Origin of the sequence: Sphingobacterium daejeonense (genome assembly GCF_901472535.1) — a bacterium.
In the GTDB taxonomy this organism is placed as follows: Bacteria; Bacteroidota; Bacteroidia; order Sphingobacteriales; family Sphingobacteriaceae; genus Sphingobacterium; species Sphingobacterium daejeonense.
Map to the genome: position 1 here is coordinate 2,137,586 of NZ_LR590470.1, position 19,396 is coordinate 2,156,981.

Below are 19,396 nucleotides of genomic sequence, written 5' to 3' on the forward strand. Positions count from 1 at the left end.
CAGATATGAATAGAAGAGATTCATTAAAAGCTTTAGGGTTAATTGCTGCAGGGTCAGGAGTTTTGGCCTCAGCCTGTAAAGATGAAAAAGGTCAAGCAACCAAGGTTGCGACCGAAGGTAGTTCAGATATGATGCCTGGTGTTCAGGAATTTGAACACAAAAGAACGGAAGCATTAAAAGCTGAGAAATTTTTCACGGAACATGAAATGGCCACAATTACAGTTTTGGCTGATATTATCATTCCCAAAGATGACGTTTCAGGTAGTGCTTCTGAGGCCGGTGTTCCTGCATTTATAGAGTTTTATGTCCAAAGATATTCCGAGCTATCAAACTCCTTTGAGAGGTGGATTGAAATGGCTGGATGTGCAATGCCAGAAAACTTATGGAAATGCCTTCATCAAATGCAAAAAAGATCAACAGATAGCGATGATTGATGAAATAGCTTACCCTCAAAAAGCAAAGCCAGAAATGGCTTATGGTGTTGCGTTTTTCTCAATGATGCGTGATTTGACATCAACGGGATTTTTTACCAGTGAGATGGGCGTAAAAGATATTGGTTATAAAGGAAATACTCCTGGGGTATGGAATGGTGTGCCAGCTGATGTATTGGCAGCACATGGATTTGACCCGAATAAGTTTTTCGGATAACAACGAAACTAAATTGTCAAATAAAAAAGGAGCTATTTCAATATAGCTCCTTTTTTATTTAATTTTTTATCGTTGCAACGATTTCCGAAATTAGTGGATAGGTATTTTCTTTTACTTTTTTTAGTTCTGAAGCTTTTAACCATTCTGCCTGATCAATATCTTCTTCTAATTGCGGAGTTAGTTTTGGAATTTTATTGACACCCATTTGATACCATTTTGTTTGTTTGAGGACAAATCTGTTTCTCATGTAATAGGTATGATAAGTTGTCGCTATTTTTTTTCCTAGGTAATCTATCTCTATTCCACATTCTTCTTCCACTTCTCTCACTGCAGCATCTTTCATTTTTTCGCCTTCTTCGACTTTTCCTTTAGGGAGGTCCCACTTTCCTAACCGATGAATAAACAGGTATTCACCATTGCCATTTGTTACTAATCCACCTGCTGCTTTTATAATCTTTGTTGTTGATAATATTTTTTTGAAAACTTTTCTGATATTGGGATGTATGTATAGGTACACGGTTTTATCAGTTGTATGTGCGGAATCGTTAAAAAGTTTTTCCAAATCAATGTCTTGTAAACCAATTGTTTGAGCTTTTTCTTTAATATGAGGGGTGTAATCTGCCAAAATTAACAGAGATTGGTTCATATAAATTTTATAAATTTGTGCCATGAATTATTTAAATGAGGTTGAACAAAAAGTTGCTGAATCCTTATTGCAAATTAAAGCAATAAAATTACAACCTAAAAACCCTTTTACATGGGCGTCGGGATGGAAGTCACCAATTTATTGTGATAATAGGGTTGCATTGTCGCATCCGTCCATCCGTACTTACATTCGTCAGAAGCTATCTCAGTTGATTCAAGAGGAGTTTGGTTCGGTTGATATGATTTCCGGAGTTGCAACTGCAGGTATACCTCAAGGTGTTCTGGTTGCTCAAGATTTAGGTCTTCCGTTTTCATATGTTCGCAGCAGTGCAAAAGACCACGGTCGGCCAAAAACCTTATTGAAGGCGAAGTAAATAGTGGACAACGCGTCGTTGTAATCGAAGATCTAGTTTCTACAGGTAAAAGCAGTTTGCAAGCTGTTAAAGCCTTACGTGACGCCGGATGCAATGTGGTAGGTTTAGTTTCTATCTTTACTTATGGATTGGAAATTGCTCGCAAAAACTTCGAAGAAGCAAAATGTACATTCCATAGTCTGTGTAATTACGATGCTTTAATTCATGTTGCTGCCTCCTAATAGTTATATCTTGGAATCAGATATCGAATTGTTGGAGAAGTGGAAAATTGATCCCGAAAATTGGAACCCAGAATCTTAAACTATGACTGTAATTCAAAAATACTGTTGAAATTAATAAACCCGTATCAGAGGTTTATAATTTCTTGTCTGATATGAACAACCATGAACAGCTGATGCCTGACAATATTGTTAATTGGACATCGACTGCTGATGAAACTAGATTTACCATTAAAAACATGGCTAAATTATCTTTGCGTATCAGTGAAAGATTAGAAAATAAAGAATTGGTAAGCATACCTATTGAAGAAGCACCTTTTCCATTAACATTGAGATGGCAAATTGGAACCTACTTCTGAAAATAGTACGAATGCAACTTTCATAATCGAAGCAGGTTTGAATATGATGATGAAGATGATGGCTTCAGGTCCATTACAAAAATTGGTGGATTATCAAGTGAATAGACTTAAAGAGGTTCTTGGTTAATCAAGGACAATCGAAATAATTAGGCTCCAGATATTTCTGGAGCTTTTTTTATATAAACCTATATAAAAATTTACATCCAAGAGATTTAATGTTCAAGAATAGAGGTTATTCTCAAGGATAGTTTTCGTAAATTTGTACAATTTGCAATTTGCTAGTAATTATTAGATAATGGAGTTAAAGTTAAAGCGCCCCTTGGCATTTTTTGATTTGGAAACTACGGGAGTTATGGTTTCAAATGACAGAATAGTAGAAGTTTCCAATCTTAAAGGTTAGCCAGGGAGGTAAGGAAGAGACCCTGACGTTAAAAGTAAATCCTGAAATGCCTATTCCTGCAGAATCATCGATGTTCCATGGGATTTATGACGAGGATGTTAAAGATCTTCCGACTTTTCGTGAACGTGCTCAGGAGATTGCAGACTTCATTGCCGATGCTGATTTGGCAGGATATAATTCCAATAAATTTGATGTACCCATGTTGATGGAAGAATTCCTGAGAGCTGGTGTAGACTTCAGCCTTGATGGCCGTTCTTTTGTTGATGTGCAGAATATATTCCATCAAATGGAACAAAGGACTCTTAAAGCTGCATATAAGTTTTATTGCAATGAAAGCTTGGATAACGCCCATACAGCTGAAGCCGATGTAAAAGCTACTTATGAAGTTCTTAAAGCCCAGTTAGCAAAGTACGAAAATGTAGAATATGAGGATAAGCATGGTGTGGTATCAAAACCAGTAGTAAACGATGTCGAAGCATTACATGCTTTCACTAACCTTAGTAAACCAGTGGATTTTGCTGGTCGTTTGGTTTTCGATGCTGATGGCGATCCATCAATAAACTTTGGAAAACATAAAGGCAAGAAAGTTGTAGATGTATTTGAAGTTGAACCTAGTTACTATTCATGGATGCAGAATGGCGATTTTCCATTGTATACCAAGAAAGTATTAGAGGGAATTTGGAACGACCATAAAAATAAAAAGAAAGAAGCAAGGACAAACAACCCGGTACAATCGTCTAATCCTGTAAAGGAGGTCAATAGACCGGTTAAGAAATCTGAGCCAAGTAAACCCATAACAGATGATATGTTGAAGGGATTACAGGATAAATTTAAAAAATAAAGAACCATTTTAATATTATGATTACTAAAGAACAAGAAATTGAACGCGTATCCTGTTTGATTATAGGATCAGGTCCCGCAGGATATACTGCAGCAATTTATGCAGCGAGAGCTGATTTAAAACCTGTTGTTTATACTGGTATGGTCCCTGGTGGTCAATTGACACAAACTACTGAAGTTGACAACTTCCCGGGTTATCCTCAAGGAATTACAGGTCCTGTAATGATGGAAGATCTGCGTGCGCAAGCTGAGAGATTCGGGACAGATGTTCGTTTTGGTTATGCTACAAAAGTTGATTTTTCAACCGATGGTGGTATTCATAAAGTAGAGATCGACAATGTGAAAACTATTGAAGCGGAAACCGTAATCATCGCTACAGGTGCTACAGCTAAATGGTTAGGACTTGATTCAGAAGAAAAATATAATGGTTTTGGTGTTTCTGCATGTGCAGTATGTGACGGTTTTTTCTTTAAAGGTCAAGATGTTGCCATCGTAGGTGCAGGTGATACTGCAGCTGAAGAGGCTACTTACTTAGCTAAACTTTGTAGAAAAGTATATATGCTTGTGCGTAGAGATGAATTCAGAGCTTCGAAAGCAATGGTTCACCGTGTAAACAATACAGCAAATATTGAAGTGCTTTACAATACAGGAGGCAATTGAAATCTTAGGTGATGGACAAGTTGTCAATGGCGTTAAAGTTATCAATAACCAAACTAAGCACATTCAGGATATTGATGTAACTGGATTTTTCGTGGCAATTGGCCATAAGCCAAATACTGAACTTTTCCAAGGAATACTTGATATGGACGAAACTGGTTATTTAATCACTAAGCCAGATAGCACAGCAACTAATATCCCCGGAGTTTTTGCATGTGGAGATGTTCAAGATCACGTCTTTCGCCAAGCAATCACTGCTGCTGGAACTGGATGTATGTCAGCCCTAGAAGCAGAACGCTACTTGATGGCAAAAGAAGATGTTGTCGAAGTGGAAGGATAAAATAGACAGTAGACAATAGACATAAGACATAAGAGCCTGTATAGTTCAATTATACAGGCTCTTTTTTTTGACTTAATTTTAATTTGAGATACTTTTTAAACAACTGGAATGAAAACAGAGATGATAATAAAATAGAAGATAAAAAAGAAGATAAAAAAGAAGATAAATTATAACACATTCTATCTCACATCTCAAATCTCACATCTCACATCTCTCTAAAACCTATACCCAATTGAAAGTCCAACTCGGATACCAGCCCAAGGGCCTTTAGCTTTAGCCGATGCTCCTTCGCCGTTCACCTCCGTTTCAACGTCGATTACATCCCCACCTATACCGTCCAATTCCTCTCTTAATGTTTCTTGTTCCTCAGGAGTCAATGTTTTCTTTCCTACTAAATTTAGGTTCGATCGACCATAGTGCGGACCCAAAATACGTAAGTCCATAAACACAGATTTGGCAAGCTTAAATTGACTTCCGATAACAAAACCGGCACTCCAAGTTTTGATGTCCAAATCTAGCGGGATATTTTCTGGTGCTTCTCCTTCAACCTCAAACTCATAATTAGACTGAATGTTATATTTACCATATTTGATAAATGGACCGATATAAAATCCTCTGGCACCTTCACTGCCTCTGCTTGTATAAAAACGAAACTCTGGAGTAAAAGTGAAATGACTCAGAGTAGCATCCTGAAGGATTTTATCATCATCAATTAAATTTTCCAGTCTGTCCTTAAATGGAACCGAAGACTTACCTCTGAAAGCAATACTTGCATTGACAGTCATCTTAGGTTTGATCTCTCTCTCATATTCAAATGCAAATGTCTTAGAGACTAAAGGGAGCAGGTTAAATTTAACCGTGTTTTGTTGGGCCGATAAAAGGTTTGGAAATATTCCCAACATAATCAGAATGAGCCAATTAGTAATTGGCGATTTAGAGTTATTATTCATTTTAGTTAACATTTTGGTTTGTTAAACCAAATGTATACATCTTAATTATAAAATTATATACCTATATAGAGGTATATTTAAATTATTTTAGAGTTAATTTTAAATTAAGAGAGGTTAATTTTTTCTAAATCACTCCGTAATGTTTTAAGGCATTCCAAATTCCATTATTATCTACATCGTCCGTTGTATAATCTGCGATTTCTTTAACCTCAGGGTTTGCATTTCCCATAGCAACACCAATATGTACATGTTTGAGCATGCTGATATCATTCCCTCCATCACCAAATGCCATGGTGTTTTCAAGTTCAATTCCAAAATGTTTGCAGAAAATATCAATCCCTACCTTTTTACTCAAACCTTTAGGGTTTACATCTGCAAAAAGAGGTGTCCATCTAGAGCTAATGAATTAGGCATAACAGTGTCCATAAATTGCTGTTCGTCATCTGGTCCTAAAAATATATTGGTTTGTAAAATACTTGAGGTGTCCACAGTATCCATGTTCACTAATTTTGGAACGGGTAAATTTAGATGAGCATACATTCCTGCGATCTCTGGTGTAACATCATGAATGGTAATTTCTTTTTCAGACATAAACGAGAAGCTTAATGGCTGTTCTTTAGCATATTTCAATACCGACTCAATATCCTGTTTGTCGATTGCCTGTTTGAACAAAATCTCAAATGTATTGGTCACACCAGTAACCACCATTAAAAGTAATATACCCATCAAAATCCAAGAATTTCACATGGTCAATACTATTAATGGACCTTCCAGTAGATAGAATGGTTTTTATACCATGTGTCTGTAATATTTTGATAGCTTCAACTGTGGATTTTGGAACTTCGTGTGTTTTAAAGCTTAATAATGTTCCATCTATGTCGAAAAATACTGCTTTGATCTTAGGTTTTAGCATATACAAATGTACATTTCTGTATCTTTGTAGACAAATCAAAATAAAATGGTATTTGAAGATTTAATAAAGAATTTGAAGGCACTCATTCAAGAGCAAAAATTGGTAAAAGTGTCTTTGGGTAATTATAAGGGAACTGAAGCAAACTTGAAAAACATTTACATTAAACCTGTACTGATAAAACAAGAATTGCTCCTTTCTTTTGTTTTCAGATATCAAACGAAAGATATAACCAAAAACTTTAGCATTGAACAAGCAATCGATGAAATCAGCAGCTATGTTGGTTTCAAAGGGTTTAGATTGGTAAATCTTCAAACGACCTCAGAAAACCTGATTTATCAGATGAATAAAAAAGCTGAATGGAGAGTGCAAAAAGAAAAAGTTGTTGGTAGGGAACCACAATCTTATACTCATGATAAACAAAAGGATAGAAAACTGAGTGATTCGACTAAATCCTATTTACATGAATTGAATCTTACAGGTCAGGAAGGAAAGGTTTATAAAAATGCTCAAGACAAATGGAAACAAATAAACCATTACATTGAGTTGCTGAGTTCTTCACTTTCTCATCTGCCTGAAAATAAAAATCTTAAGGTTGTTGATATGGGAGCTGGTAAAGGTTATTTGACTTTTGCCCTGTATGATTATTTAAAGAATAATTTGAACCGAAATGTCGAAGTAGTGGGAGTGGAGTTTAGGAAAGATCTAGTTGACTTTTGTAATGAAGTAGCATTGAAATCCGATTTTAATCAACTTGGATTTGTGGAAGGAACCATCGAAGACTATCAATCAAACGAACCTATTGATGTTTTAATTGCTCTTCATGCTTGTGATACTGCTACCGATGATGCCATTTTTAAAGGGATAAAAGATGAGTCTTCGCTCATTGTCGTTGCTCCTTGTTGCCATAAACAAGTCCGTAGACAGCTGGAAGAAGTGAAAGCAAAGAATGACCTGGAATTTATGACCAAATATGGAATCTTTATGGAGCGTCATGCAGAAATGTTGACGGATAGCATCAGAGCCCTCATCTTAGAATACTACGGTTATGAGACAAAAGTAATGCAGTTTATTTCTGATCAACATACTCCAAAAAAATGTGATGATCGTAGGTCTTAAAAAATCAATAGATCCAAAAAAACAATCATTAATCTTAGAAAAAATCAAAAGCTTGAAATCTTATTTTGGTATTAATTATCAGTACCTTGAAAGATTATGTAGCCTTGATAGTTAGTTATTTATCTCCAATTAGTTAAAGTCAAATTAAAATAACTTGGATTTACAATTCTTGATTTTATTTACATTCTTTTTAGAAGCTTATTTATAAAATCGGTCAAATCCTGATAATAGTCCAAAAAACCTGTGCAAATAGGTCACAAAGTTCTATCTTTGTGTCTTGAAAAATTGTAGCGATGAGAATTTCTTATAATTGGTTAAAGAATTTTATTGATATAGATAAAACCCCTGACGAGCTTTCCTTAATTCTGACAGACATAGGCTTAGAGGTTGAATCCCTCGAAGTTGAACAAAGTATTCCTGGAGGATTAGCAGGGTTAGTAGTAGGTGAAGTGATCACCTGTGAGCAACATCCAAATGCTGACAAATTAAAAATTACTACCGTTAATGTAGGTCAACCTGAACTTCTGAACATTGTTTGTGGTGCTCCAAATGTAAGAGTAGGTTTAAAGGTAATTGTTGCACAAGTAGGTACAACATGTCATCCAACCACTGGAGAACCTTTTAAAATCACGAAATCAAAAATTCGTGGTGAAGCTTCAGAAGGTATGCTTTGTGGTGAAGATGAAATAGGTTTGGGTACTTCACATGCAGGTATCGTTGAACTATCAGCAGATGCCGAAGTTGGAAGTCTAGTGAAATCATACTTCAATATGGAAGATGATTATGCCTATGAAATTGGATTGACTCCTAATCGTGCTGATGCTGCATCACACTTAGGTGTAGCTAGAGATTTGGCGGCTTATTTCAGAACCGAGATTAAACCTTTAAACTTATCAGATTATAAAGCCTCAACAAATAAAGATACATCTGTAAGAGTGGATTCTATTGATGATGCTCCTAGATATTCAGGTATCAACATTAAAAATATTAAGGTTGCAGAATCGCCAGAATGGTTAAGGAATAAATTAGCTGCAATCGGAGTACGATCTATCAATAATATTGTCGATGTTACCAACTATATATTACATGATTTAGGTCAACCATTACATGCATTTGATCAAGATAAGATTTCTGGAAATCAAGTCATTGTAAGAAAAGCTAAAGAAGGGGAGTTATTCACTACATTAGATGGAGTTGAGCGCAAATTATCTTCAGAAGATCTAGTAATTGCAGATGCTGAAAAGCCTATGTGTATCGCTGGTGTATTTGGAGGTGAACATTCTGGAGTAACAGAAGGAACTACTTCTATATTCTTAGAATCTGCGTATTTCAATCCTGTGTCTGTACGTAAGACTTCGAAAAGACATACCTTAAAAACTGATTCTTCATTTCGTTTTGAGCGTGGAACTAACCCGGATATTACGGTAGAAGCTTTGAAAAAAGCTGCTATATTGATTGCAGAAGTCGCAGGTGGTGAGGTGTCTTCAGAAATTGTGGATTTATATCCTAATCCTATTGCTCCGTTTGAGTTCCCAATAACTTATGCTAATATTCAACGCGTTATTGGAAAGGATATTCCTGCGGGAACTATTAAGGAAATCATTATCAGCTTAGGCATCGAGATTAAAAATGAAACAAATGAAGGTTTCGATGTATTGGTACCTCCATACAAAGTGGATGTAACTCGTGAAATTGATGTCGTAGAAGAGGTTTTAAGAATTTATGGGTATAATAATATTGAGCTAAAGACTCAAATTAAAGCTTCATTAAATACTTCTGAAAAACCTGATAGAGAGGTTGTTTTAAATCAGATTGCAGATTTGCTGATTTCAAATGGATATAGAGAAATCCTGAGTAATTCATTGACTAAAGATGAGTATCTGGAAAATCCAGAAACAGCAGTGAAATTATTGAATCCATTGAGCAGTGACTTGGACGTTATGCGTCAGAATCTATTGTTCTCAGCATTGGTTGCAATAGGCTATAATCAAAAACGTAGATCAGCTGATCTAAAAGTTTTCGAATATGGAAGATCATATAATTTGGTTGATGAGAACTATGTTGAAAAGCAATTATTCTCATTAGCGATTGCAGGAAGAAAAGAATCTGAACAATGGAACAACAGCAACAATGTTGTTAGCTTTTTTGATATTAAAGCTCCAGTAGATGCAATCATCAAGAGACTAAAGGTAGAGGGCATTCGTATTGAAGAATACCAAGGGACTTATTTTGATTATGGCTTGTCTTACAAAAAAGGTGAGAAGGTCTTGGTTTCTTTGGGTGCTGTTTCGAAGAAAAATCTGAAGAAGGCGGATGTTGATGGTCCTGTTTTCTTTGCACAATTTGATTTTGATTTATTGGTTAAGGTGATCAAGAAAAATAAAATCACCTACAAAGAGGTTTCTAAATTCCCTTCAGTTCGCCGTGATTTAGCTTTGTTATTGGATGAGTCTGTTAGTTTTGAGCAATTGCGTTTAATTGCTAATAAGACAGAGCGGAAGTTATTGAAGGAAGTTCAGATTTTCGATGTTTATAAAGGCGATAAATTGCCTGCAGGCAAGAAGTCATATGCGTTGAGTTTTATCCTTCAGGATGAAGAAAAAACGCTAACGGACAAACAAATTGATACCATAATTCAAAAATTAATTATTAACTTTGAGAAAGAAGTTGGCGCTACAGTGCGCTAAATCAATATAAATTAATTGCGAAATACTATGGCGTCATTATCTTCCCAAATGAATATTATCGTTGAGAAAACGAAAAATCTTATTCAATTGTGTGAAGCCTTGCAAGAAGAGAATGATCTATTAAAGTTAGAAGTTCAATCTTTGCAAGTTGCCTTTGAGACGAGTTCGGAAAAGGTTAAACAGCTGGAAGACAAGGTTAAAGCCTTGGCAGTAGCGAAGACTTTAGACAATTCGGAGATTGACAAAGATGCCATAAATGAAAAAGTACTTGACACAAAACGAAAAATTAACGATTTTGTGCGAGAAATAGACAAATGTATAAGTCTATTGAAGTAGGGAACAGGGAAGTTGGAAACAGACTTATAACGTTATAAAGCTCAAAGAAAATGGGAGAAATTTCCATAAAAATAAATATCGCTGATCGAGTATATCCATTACGTGTAGAAACGGAGGAGGAAGAGGTAATTAGATATGCTGCGAAGCTTATAAACGAAAAAATAAAAGAACTGCAGGATAATTATGCGGTTCGTGATAAACAGGACTTATTATCAATGTGTGTATTGCAATATGCAACGGGGATGATAAAGGCTGAAAGGAACAGTAAAAACCAGGATACTGGTTTAGAGAGTTCCATTCACGAGCTTGATAATATTTTGACAGATTTCTTCAAGAAATAATACGTTTACGTTCTTAGAATTTAGAGCTTGTAACGACGAATTTGCCGCAATTAAATTCGGGTTGTCACTATTTTAAACTTAACGCTTCAATATCACGAGCAACACAAAGATGTAGGCCATTTTGCGAAAGCCATCTAGGTCATGATCATACGCTCAAATCATGTGTAATCGAAGTTTAATAATACATGGTACCTGATTAATTTAATTGCGGTTTTTTTTTGAATAAATGCTATTACATTAACATAACAGAAATACATATAAATAATAACAAATGGAGTATACAACTACTATATCAATAATAATTTCACTGGTTGTCGGTGTTTTTATTGGGCGATATCTCTTGCAGATGCTGTTCAAAAAACAAGAACAGTCAGCGAATGATAAGGCTGCTCAGATTGTGAAGGATGCAGAACAACAAGCTGAACACATTAAAAAACAACGTCAGTTAGAAGCTAAAGAAAAATTCTTGCAACTGAAAGCTGAACATGAAAAGGAAGTAAACCAAAAAAACAATACAATCTCTCAGAAAGAGAATACTATCCGTCAAAAAGAACAGTCATTGAATCAAAAATTGGAAAATCTAAATCGTGAAAAACAGGATTTAGATAATAAAACCAAGAAATTGGATCAAATGATCGAATTGAATGACAAAAAGAAAGAAGAAGTTGAGCAATTAAAAGGTCAACATATCAAGCAATTGGAAAGCATTGCAGGACTATCTGCTGATGAAGCTAAAGAGCAATTGGTTAGTTCATTACGTGAAGAAGCTCGCTCTCAGGCTATCATGCAAATCAAAGATATCGTTGATGAAGCAAAATTAACAGCTTCAAAAGAAGCTAAGAAAGTCGTAATCCAAACGATTCAACGTACCGCTACGGAATCTGCAATCGAAAATACAGTATCTATTTTCAATATTGAAAACGATGAAATTAAAGGTCGTATCATCGGTCGTGAAGGACGTAATATCCGCGCTCTAGAAGCTGCGACTGGTGTTGAGATTATTGTGGATGACACTCCAGAGGCTATTATCCTTTCAGGATTTGATCCTGTAAGACGTGAGATCGCTCGTTTGTCACTACATAGATTGGTTACGGATGGTCGTATCCACCCTGCTCGTATTGAGGAAGTAGTTGCTAAAACTCGTACTCAAATCGAAGATGAGATCGTTGAAATCGGTGAACGTACTGTCATTGACTTAGGTATTCATGGATTGCATCCTGAATTGATCAGAATGGTCGGAAGAATGAGATACCGTTCTTCTTATGGACAGAACCTATTACAGCACTCTCGTGAAGTTGCGAATTTCGCTGCTACAATGGCTGCAGAATTAGGCTTAAATGTTAAACACGCTAAACGTGCTGGGCTTCTGCATGATATTGGTAAAGTTCCCGATGATAATCCAGAGCTTCCACACGCGATTTTAGGTAAGCAACTGGCAGAGAAATACAAAGAACATCCTGATGTATGTAATGCTATCGGTGCGCACCATGACGAGATTGAAATGACTTCCATGATATCTCCAATCGTACAAGCTTGTGATGCTATTTCTGGCGCTCGCCCAGGCGCTCGTCGTGAAGTAGTAGAAAGCTATATCAAGAGACTGAAAGAACTAGAAGATCTAGCATTATCTTACCCAGGTGTTGAGAAAACATTCGCTATTCAAGCAGGACGTGAATTACGTGTGGTTGTAGAAAGCGAAAAAGTTTCTGATGCACAAGCAGAGATCTTAGCAGCAGATATATCAAATCGTATTCAAACTGAAATGACTTACCCTGGTCAAATTAAAGTAACAGTTATCAGGGAAACAAGATCAGTATCTTACGCAAAGTAAGACAGATATTTAAATCAATAGAAGACTCACCAATAGGTGGGTCTTTTTTTATTGGTTTAAAGATTAGAGTTCGATTAGAATTATGATTGACTAAGGTAAACATCTTGATAAATAGTTAAATTTGTGGTATTTTGATGATTATGCAAATATTAGTTGTAGAAGATGACCACAGAATAAGTTCCTTTCTTATCAAAGGATTGGAAGAAAATGGTTTTTTTAGTCACGTTATGCAAGAATGCAGAGCAGGCTTTGATCGAAGAAAATCTAAAAATTCAGTGGGATATCATCATTATCGATATCATGTTGCCGGGTATAGATGGTATACAACTTCTACAAACCCTTCGATATAAACAAGTATTTGCTCCAGTATTAATGCTGAGTGCATTAAACTCAGTTCAAGACAAAGTTTCTTCCTTAGATAATGGAGCCGATGATTATTTGACCAAGCCCTTTCACTTCGAAGAATTATTATCCAGAATCAATGCTTTGAGCAGACGAAGGACCTATCATTTGCAAAATAAACCCAAGAATGCCATTTTAACCTTTTCTGATTTGGTAATCGATACTGATCAATATCAAGTATTCTTGAGCAATGAACTCATTGATCTTTCCCCAAGGGAATACAAGCTGTTAATGTACTTGGTAGAAAACAAGAACAGGACAGTTAGTCGTATGCAAATCTTGAATGCAGTGTGGGGGATTACTTTCAATAACCACAGTAATGTTGTAGATGTATATATTTCTTATTTGAGAAATAAGATTGAAACCGCTGATCAGAAATTTATCAATACCATCAAAGGTGTTGGTTATATGTTTAAGTATGATTCATGAAATTAAAGCATAGGCTAGCGTTATATTCTGTACTTATATTTAGTGTTATTACGCTACTGATTTCTATTGCAATTTATTTCTCTTATTATGTTCAGATGGAGAAGTCACATCACCATGCTTTAGAAAGCAAATCTCTGTTGGCTGCGATCTATTATTTGGAGCGTGATGAATTGACAAGCCCTGAACATGAAAATATCCAACGTCAGCTACAGAAAACTATTTCAAGAAGGGATATCGTCGTTTTTGATAGCCTGAATCGTAAGACTGCTGGGGATATGGCCAGTATAAGCGATATTTCTCATAACTTTATCAATGAAGCCAGATCAGATAAAAAAGCTTCCTTTAACACCAAATATTTCTTTTATAACGGAATTTATTACAGCGACAATGAAGGCGATTTTGTAATTGTAACCAGAGAATCCAAAAATAATTTCAATAGCCAGATGCAATCTTTATTGCAGATTCTTGTGGTTTCTTTTTTAGTTGGTTTGTTGATTATCTATTTCTTTTCAAGGTATTTGGGTTATATAGCTTATAAACCAATCATTGATGTCATTAATCAAATCAAAGACCGTGATAGCAAGAATTTCGATAAGCCCATTGAATTAGACCGTTCTTATTCTGAAATCCAAGATTTGGTTAATACCTATAACTTATTCGTAGATCGTATTTCACAGACCTTCAATGTACAGAAGAATTTCATTGACTATGTTTCTCATGAATTGAGGACACCTATTACAGCCTTGTTGGGTACATTAGAAGTAACAAATTATAAGGGTCGTAGTAGAGAAGAGTATGAGGAAGTTGTTAACCAGTTAAAGCAGTATACCAACGATCTTGAGGAAACACTAGAACATATGATGCTGTTATCTGGTGCCAAAACCAGTTTCGAGTTCTCCAAACTTCGGGTTGACGAAATTATTTGGCAAGTGATAGAAAATGCTTTTCTATATTACCAAGCGAATGTTGAGGTCGAGTTGAAAGTTGAAGACACCAAACTATTGGAATGGCAGGGCAATGATAAATTATTGGCACTGGCATTAAATAATATTGTAGAGAACGCCATCAAATACTCCAATAATAAACCTGTTAAAATTATCATCCATGAAATTGCCGGAAAACTCCAAGTAGTCGTCAAAGATAAGGGGATAGGAATTACAGGAGATGATCTAAAAAAAGTAAAACAGAACTTCTACCGCGGTAAGAATACAGGAAAATATTCTGGTAAAGGAATTGGCTTATCGATGGCCAATATCATTCTAAACCTCCATAAAATCGAGTTGGAAATTCAAAGCCAACCAACTGGTACAGAAGTGAAATTGAATTTCTAATCAAATTCTAATCTAATTTAAAATTCACCTTAATATTGAAGTTTAATCTTTGCAGTAAGATTAAATGGAAAAGAAATTACATATACTTTTGATACTGTTTTGCTTCCAACTGGCAGCAAAAGCACAAACCTATTCATTACAGGATTTGGAATCTCAATTCCTAGAAAATAACCTGCAATTAATTGCCAATAAATTCAATGTCAATAAAGCTGATGCGCTGATAGTTCAAGAGAAATTATGGGCCAATCCAAGCTTTACAGTTGATAATATCAACCTATGGTCAAACCCATCTTTTGAAACTATGCCCAATATTATTGGGAATTTTGGCAGCAAACAACAGGTTAACATGGATCTGGAACAGTTAATTGAAACAGCAGGGAAGAGAAAAAAGAGAGTAGCCATTAAAACTTTAGAAAGAAATGCAGCAAGATTGGAGTTCGAAGAACTGCTGAGGCAATTGAAATTGGAATTGAGGACCAACTTCCATAGCCTTGGCAGAATTCAACTTGAAGAATTTCAGTTGAATTCTATCTATGAATTGTTCACACAGCTCAATAGCCAGTATAAGGCTCAATCTGAAAAACAGCATGTTTCTCAAGTCAGTTATATAAGGATTCATACAGAACTTATCGGAATCCAAAAGGAATTGATGGACTTGCAAACAGAAAAAAACGACAAGTTACAACATCTTAGAATCCTTACACAGAACCCTAATTTGGCCCTTGAAAATATAGATTTTGGTGATGTAGAATTGCACTTTCCGAAAACTATTCCAATCAACCTAAAAGAAACTGCTATGGCTCAAAACATAACCATACAATTTTTAGGGAATGATATCAATCTTTCTGAAAAGCAGTTCTCATTAGAAAAAGCTCAGAGAACACCAAACTTGAATTTTCTAATGAACTATGAACGTGGTGGGAACGTAATGGACAATTTTTTTGGAGTTGGAGTAAACATTGATTTACCCTTGTTCAATAGAAACAAAGGAAATATTCAAGCTGCAAAAATCCAAGTTGAGCAAAGCCAAGCAAGTTTAAAAGCAAAACAACGCGAGCTCGAAAATGAGATCGATAAATTATTGAGGCGATTGTCATTATACGAATCCAATTTAAAGCAATGGGATTTCAAAAATAACGACATCCACGGTCAAGTCCTTGAAAATTATATCAAGCATCTTCAAGAGAAGCAAGTGACTTTAATAGAATTCATCGACTTCTCGCAAGCTTATCGAGAAGCTCAACAAGCATATTTTGAGCTTCAAGAAAATTACCTCAACACATTTGAAGAATTACAGTACCTAACAGGTCAAGAATTATAATGAAGAATACCCAAAGTTTACCAATAGTTTTTTTAACTCTTCTTGTATGTTGCTTTGGCTGCAACCGCAGCCAGCAACAACAAGATAAATCGATCGACTCCGTTAATACATTCTGCTTGAGTGATCAACTTAAGAAGTCGACAGAAATTATCGAAGCTAGTGAAAGTCCAATTGTAGAGCAATTGACTCTTTCTGGTAAAATTGAATATAATGAAAATGACTTAGTGACTTTCAGAAGCCTCCTGCTAGGCGTTGTCGAAAAAGTTGATTTTGAATTAGGAGATCAGGTTAAAAAAGGACAGGTACTCGCCGTCATTAAATCAACTGAAATCCAAAGCCTTTTCCAGCAAAAGAAGTCTCAACAAAATCAAATCAATCTATTAGGTAAGCTTCTCAATACAAAAAAAGACTTATTGAACGATGGCATGATATCCGAGCCTGAAATGCTACAAGTGGAGCATGAATTGGAAACAGCAAAATTAGAACTTAACAGGATTAATCAATCGCTTCAATTATATCATGCTGTAGGAGAGGGAACCTTTCAGATTTTAGCCCCTAAAAATGGATACATCATTCAAAAAGACATCAGCCAAGGACAAATAATAACCCATGAAAGTGACCCCTTGTTTTCCATTTCAAACCTCAAAGAGGTATGGGTAATGTTGAATGTGTATGCCAGTAATTTAAGATATATTAAAACCGGCGATCAGGTAAAAGTTAGAACAATAGCTTACCCTGACGAGGTTTATATTGGAAAAATCGATAAGATCTATAATGTATTCGATGCGAGTGAGCATGTCATGAAAGCTAGAGTGGTTTTGGAAAACCAAAACCTGAATCTGATGCCTGGTTTAAACGCAGATATTATTATTGACAAAAAGCGATTGGATCAAACTGCGATGGCAGTGCCAAATAAATCTTTGATATTCAGTAATAATGAAAATTATCTTTTAATCTATCACGATGATTGCAATATAGAATCCCAAAAGGTTGAAGTGCTGACAAGCAATGAAGAAGTGACTTATGTGAAAGGCGATTTTAATGATCGCGAAAAAATTATAGGTTCCAATGCATTGTTGATTTTTGAACAATTGAGAGATCAATAGGCATGAAGAAATTTGTACAAAATATCGTAACCTTTTCATTAAGGAATACCACATTTATACTGTTCGCTACACTTGCGCTATTGTTTGGAGGTATTTATGCTTTAAAACATACGGCTATTGAGGCTTTTCCTGATGTTACCAATACCCGTGCAAGGATTATTACTCAATGGCCTGGAAGAAGTGCAGAAGAGGTAGAAAAACTAGTAACGCTGCCCATTTCCAAGGAGATGAATAGCATTCCTAGAAAATCAAATATTCGTTCCATTTCTCTTTTTGGACTTTCTGTAGTAACGGTTCAGTTTGAAGATGGGGTAGAAGATTTTTATGCTCAGCAATATGCTTCCAATAAATTAGGTGGCGTAGAACTTCCTGAAGGAACCAGCGTTTCCATCGAGCCTCCATCAGGGGCAACAGGAGAGATATTTAGGTACATTCTAAAGAGTGACCTGCCAATCAAAGAAGTCTCAGCAATTCAGGATTGGGTTATAGAAAGAGAGCTGTTGAGTGTTCCGGGTGTAGCCAATGTGATTAGTTTTGGGGGTGAAGAGAAAATATATGAAATCAAGATCAACCCAAATGAACTTAAGAGTTTTAATTTAACTCCGTCGGATGTATTTGAAGCGGTTTCAAAATCCAATGTCAATGTAGGTGGAGATGTTATCCAACAAGGAGATCAGGCTTATGTTGTCAGAGGGGTTGGTCTACTGGACAAAATTGAAGATATAGGCAATATTACAGTCAAATTAAATGGTTCTACACCAGTATTGATCAAAAATGTTGCAGAAGTTGTAGTTTCCAATAAACCAAGGTTGGGTAAGGTCGGGTATAATGAAAATGATGATGTCGTGGAGGGGATCGTTGTTATGTTACGTGGCGAAAACCCATCCGAGGTTATTGGTAGACTGAAAGAGAAAATAGAAGAATTAAATAGCCGTACCCTCACTCAAAATATTCAAATCGAAACTATTATTGACCGTACTACTCTAGTTGATAATACCGTAAAAACAGTTTCTAAAAATATTATCGAAGGGGTATTGCTCGTTTCTCTGATCGTTTTCATCTTTTTATATAATTGGAAATCGACACTCATTGTAGCATCAGTAATCCCATTATCTTTTCTGTTTGCTATTATCATGCTGAAGTTCCAAGGTTTACCGGCCAACCTTATATCTATGGGTTCATTAGATTTCGGCCTATTACTTGAGGGAACCTTGGTTATCGTTGAAACGGTGTTTGTTGCATTAGCTACTCTTTCCCATAAAGTGGGGCCTGAAAGATTTGCTAAAATGAGCAAATTAGGGGTTATTAAGAAAAGTGCCGGTAGTGTCGCATCTTATATCTTTTTTGCGCTCTTGATTTTGATTGTCGCACTATTGCCGATATTTTCATTTCAAAAGGTAGAGGGCAAAATGTTTTCACCATTAGCTTTCACTTTAGGGTATGCATTGTTAGGGTCATTAATTCTGAGCTTGACCTACGTTCCTGCAATGTGTAAATTGCTTTTTACCAAAGGAATTGAAGAAAAGGAGAACTTTATAACTAGGTTTTTCAATAAATCAATATATGGACTTTATCGAGTGTCCTTAAAGTTTAAAAGAATAACATTAGGTGTTTTCATAGGGATTTTAGGTCTTTGTGTTATTAAATTTATGAACTACGGTTCTGAATTTTTACCGCAGTTGAATGAAGGTGCGATTTATATTCGGGCAACTTTGCCAAACAGCATTAATCTGGATGAATCGAGTCGTCTCACTAAGGAAATGAAAGGTCTGATGGTAGAATCATGCCCTGAGATTGATTTTATTTTGACCCAAACCGGTCGACCAAATGACGGTACTGATCCTACCGGATTTTTCAACATCGAATTCAACGTTCAATTAAAGGATGAAAGTGAATGGGAGCGTGGATTGGATAAAGAAGGTATAATTCAAGATCTAAGGACAAAACTAAGCCAATACCCTGGAATAAATTTTGGATTTAGCCAGCCAATACAAGACAATGTTGAAGAATATGTTGCTGGTGTCAAGAGTTCCTTGGTAATCAAAATTTTTGGAGACGATCTTTATAAACTTGAGGATTATGCCAATCAAGTTGCCGAATCTATAGGCAAAGTGAATGGAATTACCGATATCAATGTTTATAAAACATAGGA

The 19,396-nt window shown here is 35.7% G+C and carries 19 protein-coding genes and 2 pseudogenes; 16 read left to right on the forward strand and 5 right to left on the reverse strand.

The features are described 5' to 3' along the window. Positions 1–5: 5 nt before the first annotated feature. Together FGL31_RS29855 and FGL31_RS29860 are read left to right on the forward strand one after the other, a co-directional pair. On the forward strand, positions 6–434 hold the full coding sequence (locus FGL31_RS29855; RefSeq protein ID WP_394366141.1) for a gluconate 2-dehydrogenase subunit 3 family protein: 429 nt from the start codon (positions 6–8) through the stop codon (positions 432–434). Further along, a complete protein-coding gene (locus FGL31_RS29860; protein WP_394366142.1) occupies positions 364–648 on the forward strand; it encodes a gluconate 2-dehydrogenase subunit 3 family protein in 285 nt (94 codons plus the stop codon). Before FGL31_RS29855 ends, FGL31_RS29860 begins: the two co-directional genes overlap by 71 nt. A 58-nt stretch (positions 649–706) precedes the next feature. Here the strand turns inward: FGL31_RS29860 and FGL31_RS10215 are convergent, their stop codons facing one another. Continuing rightward, the gene (locus FGL31_RS10215; RefSeq protein ID WP_099372310.1) at positions 707–1,318 is read right to left on the reverse strand and encodes an NUDIX hydrolase; all 612 of its coding nucleotides are present in this window, start codon (positions 1,316–1,318) and stop codon (positions 707–709) included. On the opposite strand from FGL31_RS10215, the pseudogene pyrE reads away from it, so the two are divergent. From pyrE to trxB, 4 genes and pseudogenes are all read left to right on the forward strand, one after another. Continuing rightward, positions 1,317–1,967 (forward strand): annotated as a pseudogene (pyrE, locus tag FGL31_RS10220) (orotate phosphoribosyltransferase). The gene FGL31_RS10215 and the pseudogene pyrE sit on opposite strands and share 2 nt — an antisense overlap. A 73-nt stretch (positions 1,968–2,040) precedes the next feature. Beyond that, positions 2,041–2,244 carry a hypothetical protein gene (locus FGL31_RS28930; protein ID WP_317130994.1) on the forward strand — a complete coding sequence of 68 codons (204 nt, stop codon included), beginning with the start codon at positions 2,041–2,043 and terminating at the stop codon, positions 2,242–2,244. Positions 2,245–2,690: 446 nt separating this feature from the next. Continuing rightward, positions 2,691–3,485, forward strand: coding sequence for an exonuclease domain-containing protein (locus FGL31_RS10230; protein WP_317130995.1), 795 nt, complete (start codon positions 2,691–2,693; stop codon positions 3,483–3,485). Between the two features lie 17 nt (positions 3,486–3,502). Beyond that, a pseudogene (trxB, locus tag FGL31_RS10235) lies at positions 3,503–4,481 on the forward strand (thioredoxin-disulfide reductase). Positions 4,482–4,696: 215 nt separating this feature from the next. Here the strand turns inward: trxB and FGL31_RS10240 are convergent. From FGL31_RS10240 to FGL31_RS10250, 4 genes are all read right to left on the reverse strand, one after another. Continuing rightward, positions 4,697–5,431, reverse strand: coding sequence for a DUF3575 domain-containing protein (locus tag FGL31_RS10240; RefSeq protein WP_171017613.1), 735 nt, complete (start codon positions 5,429–5,431; stop codon positions 4,697–4,699). A gap of 124 nt (positions 5,432–5,555) precedes the next feature. Beyond that, entirely contained in the window at positions 5,556–5,786 is a 231-nt protein-coding gene (locus FGL31_RS22625; protein WP_232046581.1) for an HAD hydrolase family protein, read from the reverse strand. 11 nt (positions 5,787–5,797) lie between these two features. After that, positions 5,798–6,157, reverse strand: coding sequence for an HAD hydrolase family protein (locus FGL31_RS22630; RefSeq protein ID WP_171017614.1), 360 nt, complete (start codon positions 6,155–6,157; stop codon positions 5,798–5,800). Next, entirely contained in the window at positions 6,108–6,344 is a 237-nt protein-coding gene (locus tag FGL31_RS10250) for an HAD hydrolase family protein (protein ID WP_138091207.1), read from the reverse strand. Before FGL31_RS10250 ends, FGL31_RS22630 begins: the two co-directional genes overlap by 50 nt. A 45-nt stretch (positions 6,345–6,389) precedes the next feature. Here FGL31_RS10250 and FGL31_RS10255 point away from each other — a divergent pair, with 45 nt between their 5' ends. The 10 genes from FGL31_RS10255 (at position 6,390) to FGL31_RS10300 (ending at position 19,394) form a co-directional block, all read left to right on the forward strand. Beyond that, positions 6,390–7,460 carry a class I SAM-dependent methyltransferase gene (locus FGL31_RS10255; protein WP_232046582.1) on the forward strand — a complete coding sequence of 357 codons (1,071 nt, stop codon included), beginning with the start codon at positions 6,390–6,392 and terminating at the stop codon, positions 7,458–7,460. Positions 7,461–7,753: 293 nt separating this feature from the next. Beyond that, positions 7,754–10,147 (forward strand): phenylalanine--tRNA ligase subunit beta, encoded by a 2,394-nt coding sequence (gene pheT / locus FGL31_RS10260; protein WP_138091209.1) that lies wholly within the window; start codon positions 7,754–7,756, stop codon positions 10,145–10,147. 27 nt (positions 10,148–10,174) lie between these two features. Further along, complete coding sequence (locus FGL31_RS10265; RefSeq protein WP_099372301.1) at positions 10,175–10,483, forward strand: coiled-coil domain-containing protein; 309 nt, start codon at positions 10,175–10,177, stop codon at positions 10,481–10,483. A 50-nt stretch (positions 10,484–10,533) separates the two neighbouring features. Continuing rightward, positions 10,534–10,824, forward strand: coding sequence for a cell division protein ZapA (locus FGL31_RS10270; protein ID WP_099372300.1), 291 nt, complete (start codon positions 10,534–10,536; stop codon positions 10,822–10,824). A gap of 271 nt (positions 10,825–11,095) precedes the next feature. Then, a complete protein-coding gene (rny, locus tag FGL31_RS10275) occupies positions 11,096–12,655 on the forward strand; it encodes a ribonuclease Y (RefSeq protein WP_138091211.1) in 1,560 nt (519 codons plus the stop codon). Between the two features lie 207 nt (positions 12,656–12,862). Then, positions 12,863–13,486, forward strand: a complete 624-nt coding sequence (locus FGL31_RS10280) for a response regulator transcription factor (protein WP_232046584.1) — start codon at positions 12,863–12,865, stop codon at positions 13,484–13,486. Further along, positions 13,483–14,817, forward strand: a complete 1,335-nt coding sequence (locus FGL31_RS10285; RefSeq protein ID WP_138091213.1) for a sensor histidine kinase — start codon at positions 13,483–13,485, stop codon at positions 14,815–14,817. Before FGL31_RS10280 ends, FGL31_RS10285 begins: the two co-directional genes overlap by 4 nt. Before the next feature lie 64 nt (positions 14,818–14,881). Beyond that, positions 14,882–16,138 carry a TolC family protein gene (locus tag FGL31_RS10290; RefSeq protein WP_138091215.1) on the forward strand — a complete coding sequence of 419 codons (1,257 nt, stop codon included), beginning with the start codon at positions 14,882–14,884 and terminating at the stop codon, positions 16,136–16,138. 116 nt (positions 16,139–16,254) lie between these two features. Continuing rightward, positions 16,255–17,244 carry an efflux RND transporter periplasmic adaptor subunit gene (locus FGL31_RS10295; protein WP_171017615.1) on the forward strand — a complete coding sequence of 330 codons (990 nt, stop codon included), beginning with the start codon at positions 16,255–16,257 and terminating at the stop codon, positions 17,242–17,244. Positions 17,245–17,246: 2 nt separating this feature from the next. Further along, complete coding sequence (locus FGL31_RS10300; protein WP_262709083.1) at positions 17,247–19,394, forward strand: efflux RND transporter permease subunit; 2,148 nt, start codon at positions 17,247–17,249, stop codon at positions 19,392–19,394. Positions 19,395–19,396: the final 2 nt, after the last annotated feature.

Coding starts and splice junctions, on each gene's coding strand:
- FGL31_RS10285 (WP_138091213.1), top strand. CDS start 13,483: ATGAAATTAAAGCATAGGCTAGCGTTATATTCTGTACTTATATTTAGT.
- FGL31_RS10230 (WP_317130995.1), top strand. CDS start 2,691: ATGCCTATTCCTGCAGAATCATCGATGTTCCATGGGATTTATGACGAG.
- FGL31_RS22630 (WP_171017614.1), bottom strand. CDS start 6,157: ATGGGTATATTACTTTTAATGGTGGTTACTGGTGTGACCAATACATTT.
- FGL31_RS10215 (WP_099372310.1), bottom strand. CDS start 1,318: ATGGCACAAATTTATAAAATTTATATGAACCAATCTCTGTTAATTTTG.
- FGL31_RS10270 (WP_099372300.1), top strand. CDS start 10,534: ATGGGAGAAATTTCCATAAAAATAAATATCGCTGATCGAGTATATCCA.
- FGL31_RS10240 (WP_171017613.1), bottom strand. CDS start 5,431: ATGAATAATAACTCTAAATCGCCAATTACTAATTGGCTCATTCTGATT.
- FGL31_RS10290 (WP_138091215.1), top strand. CDS start 14,882: ATGGAAAAGAAATTACATATACTTTTGATACTGTTTTGCTTCCAACTG.
- FGL31_RS10265 (WP_099372301.1), top strand. CDS start 10,175: ATGGCGTCATTATCTTCCCAAATGAATATTATCGTTGAGAAAACGAAA.
- FGL31_RS28930 (WP_317130994.1), top strand. CDS start 2,041: ATGAACAACCATGAACAGCTGATGCCTGACAATATTGTTAATTGGACA.
- rny (WP_138091211.1), top strand. CDS start 11,096: ATGGAGTATACAACTACTATATCAATAATAATTTCACTGGTTGTCGGT.
- FGL31_RS10300 (WP_262709083.1), top strand. CDS start 17,247: ATGAAGAAATTTGTACAAAATATCGTAACCTTTTCATTAAGGAATACC.
- pheT (WP_138091209.1), top strand. CDS start 7,754: ATGAGAATTTCTTATAATTGGTTAAAGAATTTTATTGATATAGATAAA.
- FGL31_RS10280 (WP_232046584.1), top strand. CDS start 12,863: ATGGTTTTTTTAGTCACGTTATGCAAGAATGCAGAGCAGGCTTTGATC.
- FGL31_RS10255 (WP_232046582.1), top strand. CDS start 6,390: ATGGTATTTGAAGATTTAATAAAGAATTTGAAGGCACTCATTCAAGAG.
- FGL31_RS10250 (WP_138091207.1), bottom strand. CDS start 6,344: ATGCTAAAACCTAAGATCAAAGCAGTATTTTTCGACATAGATGGAACA.
- FGL31_RS29855 (WP_394366141.1), top strand. CDS start 6: ATGAATAGAAGAGATTCATTAAAAGCTTTAGGGTTAATTGCTGCAGGG.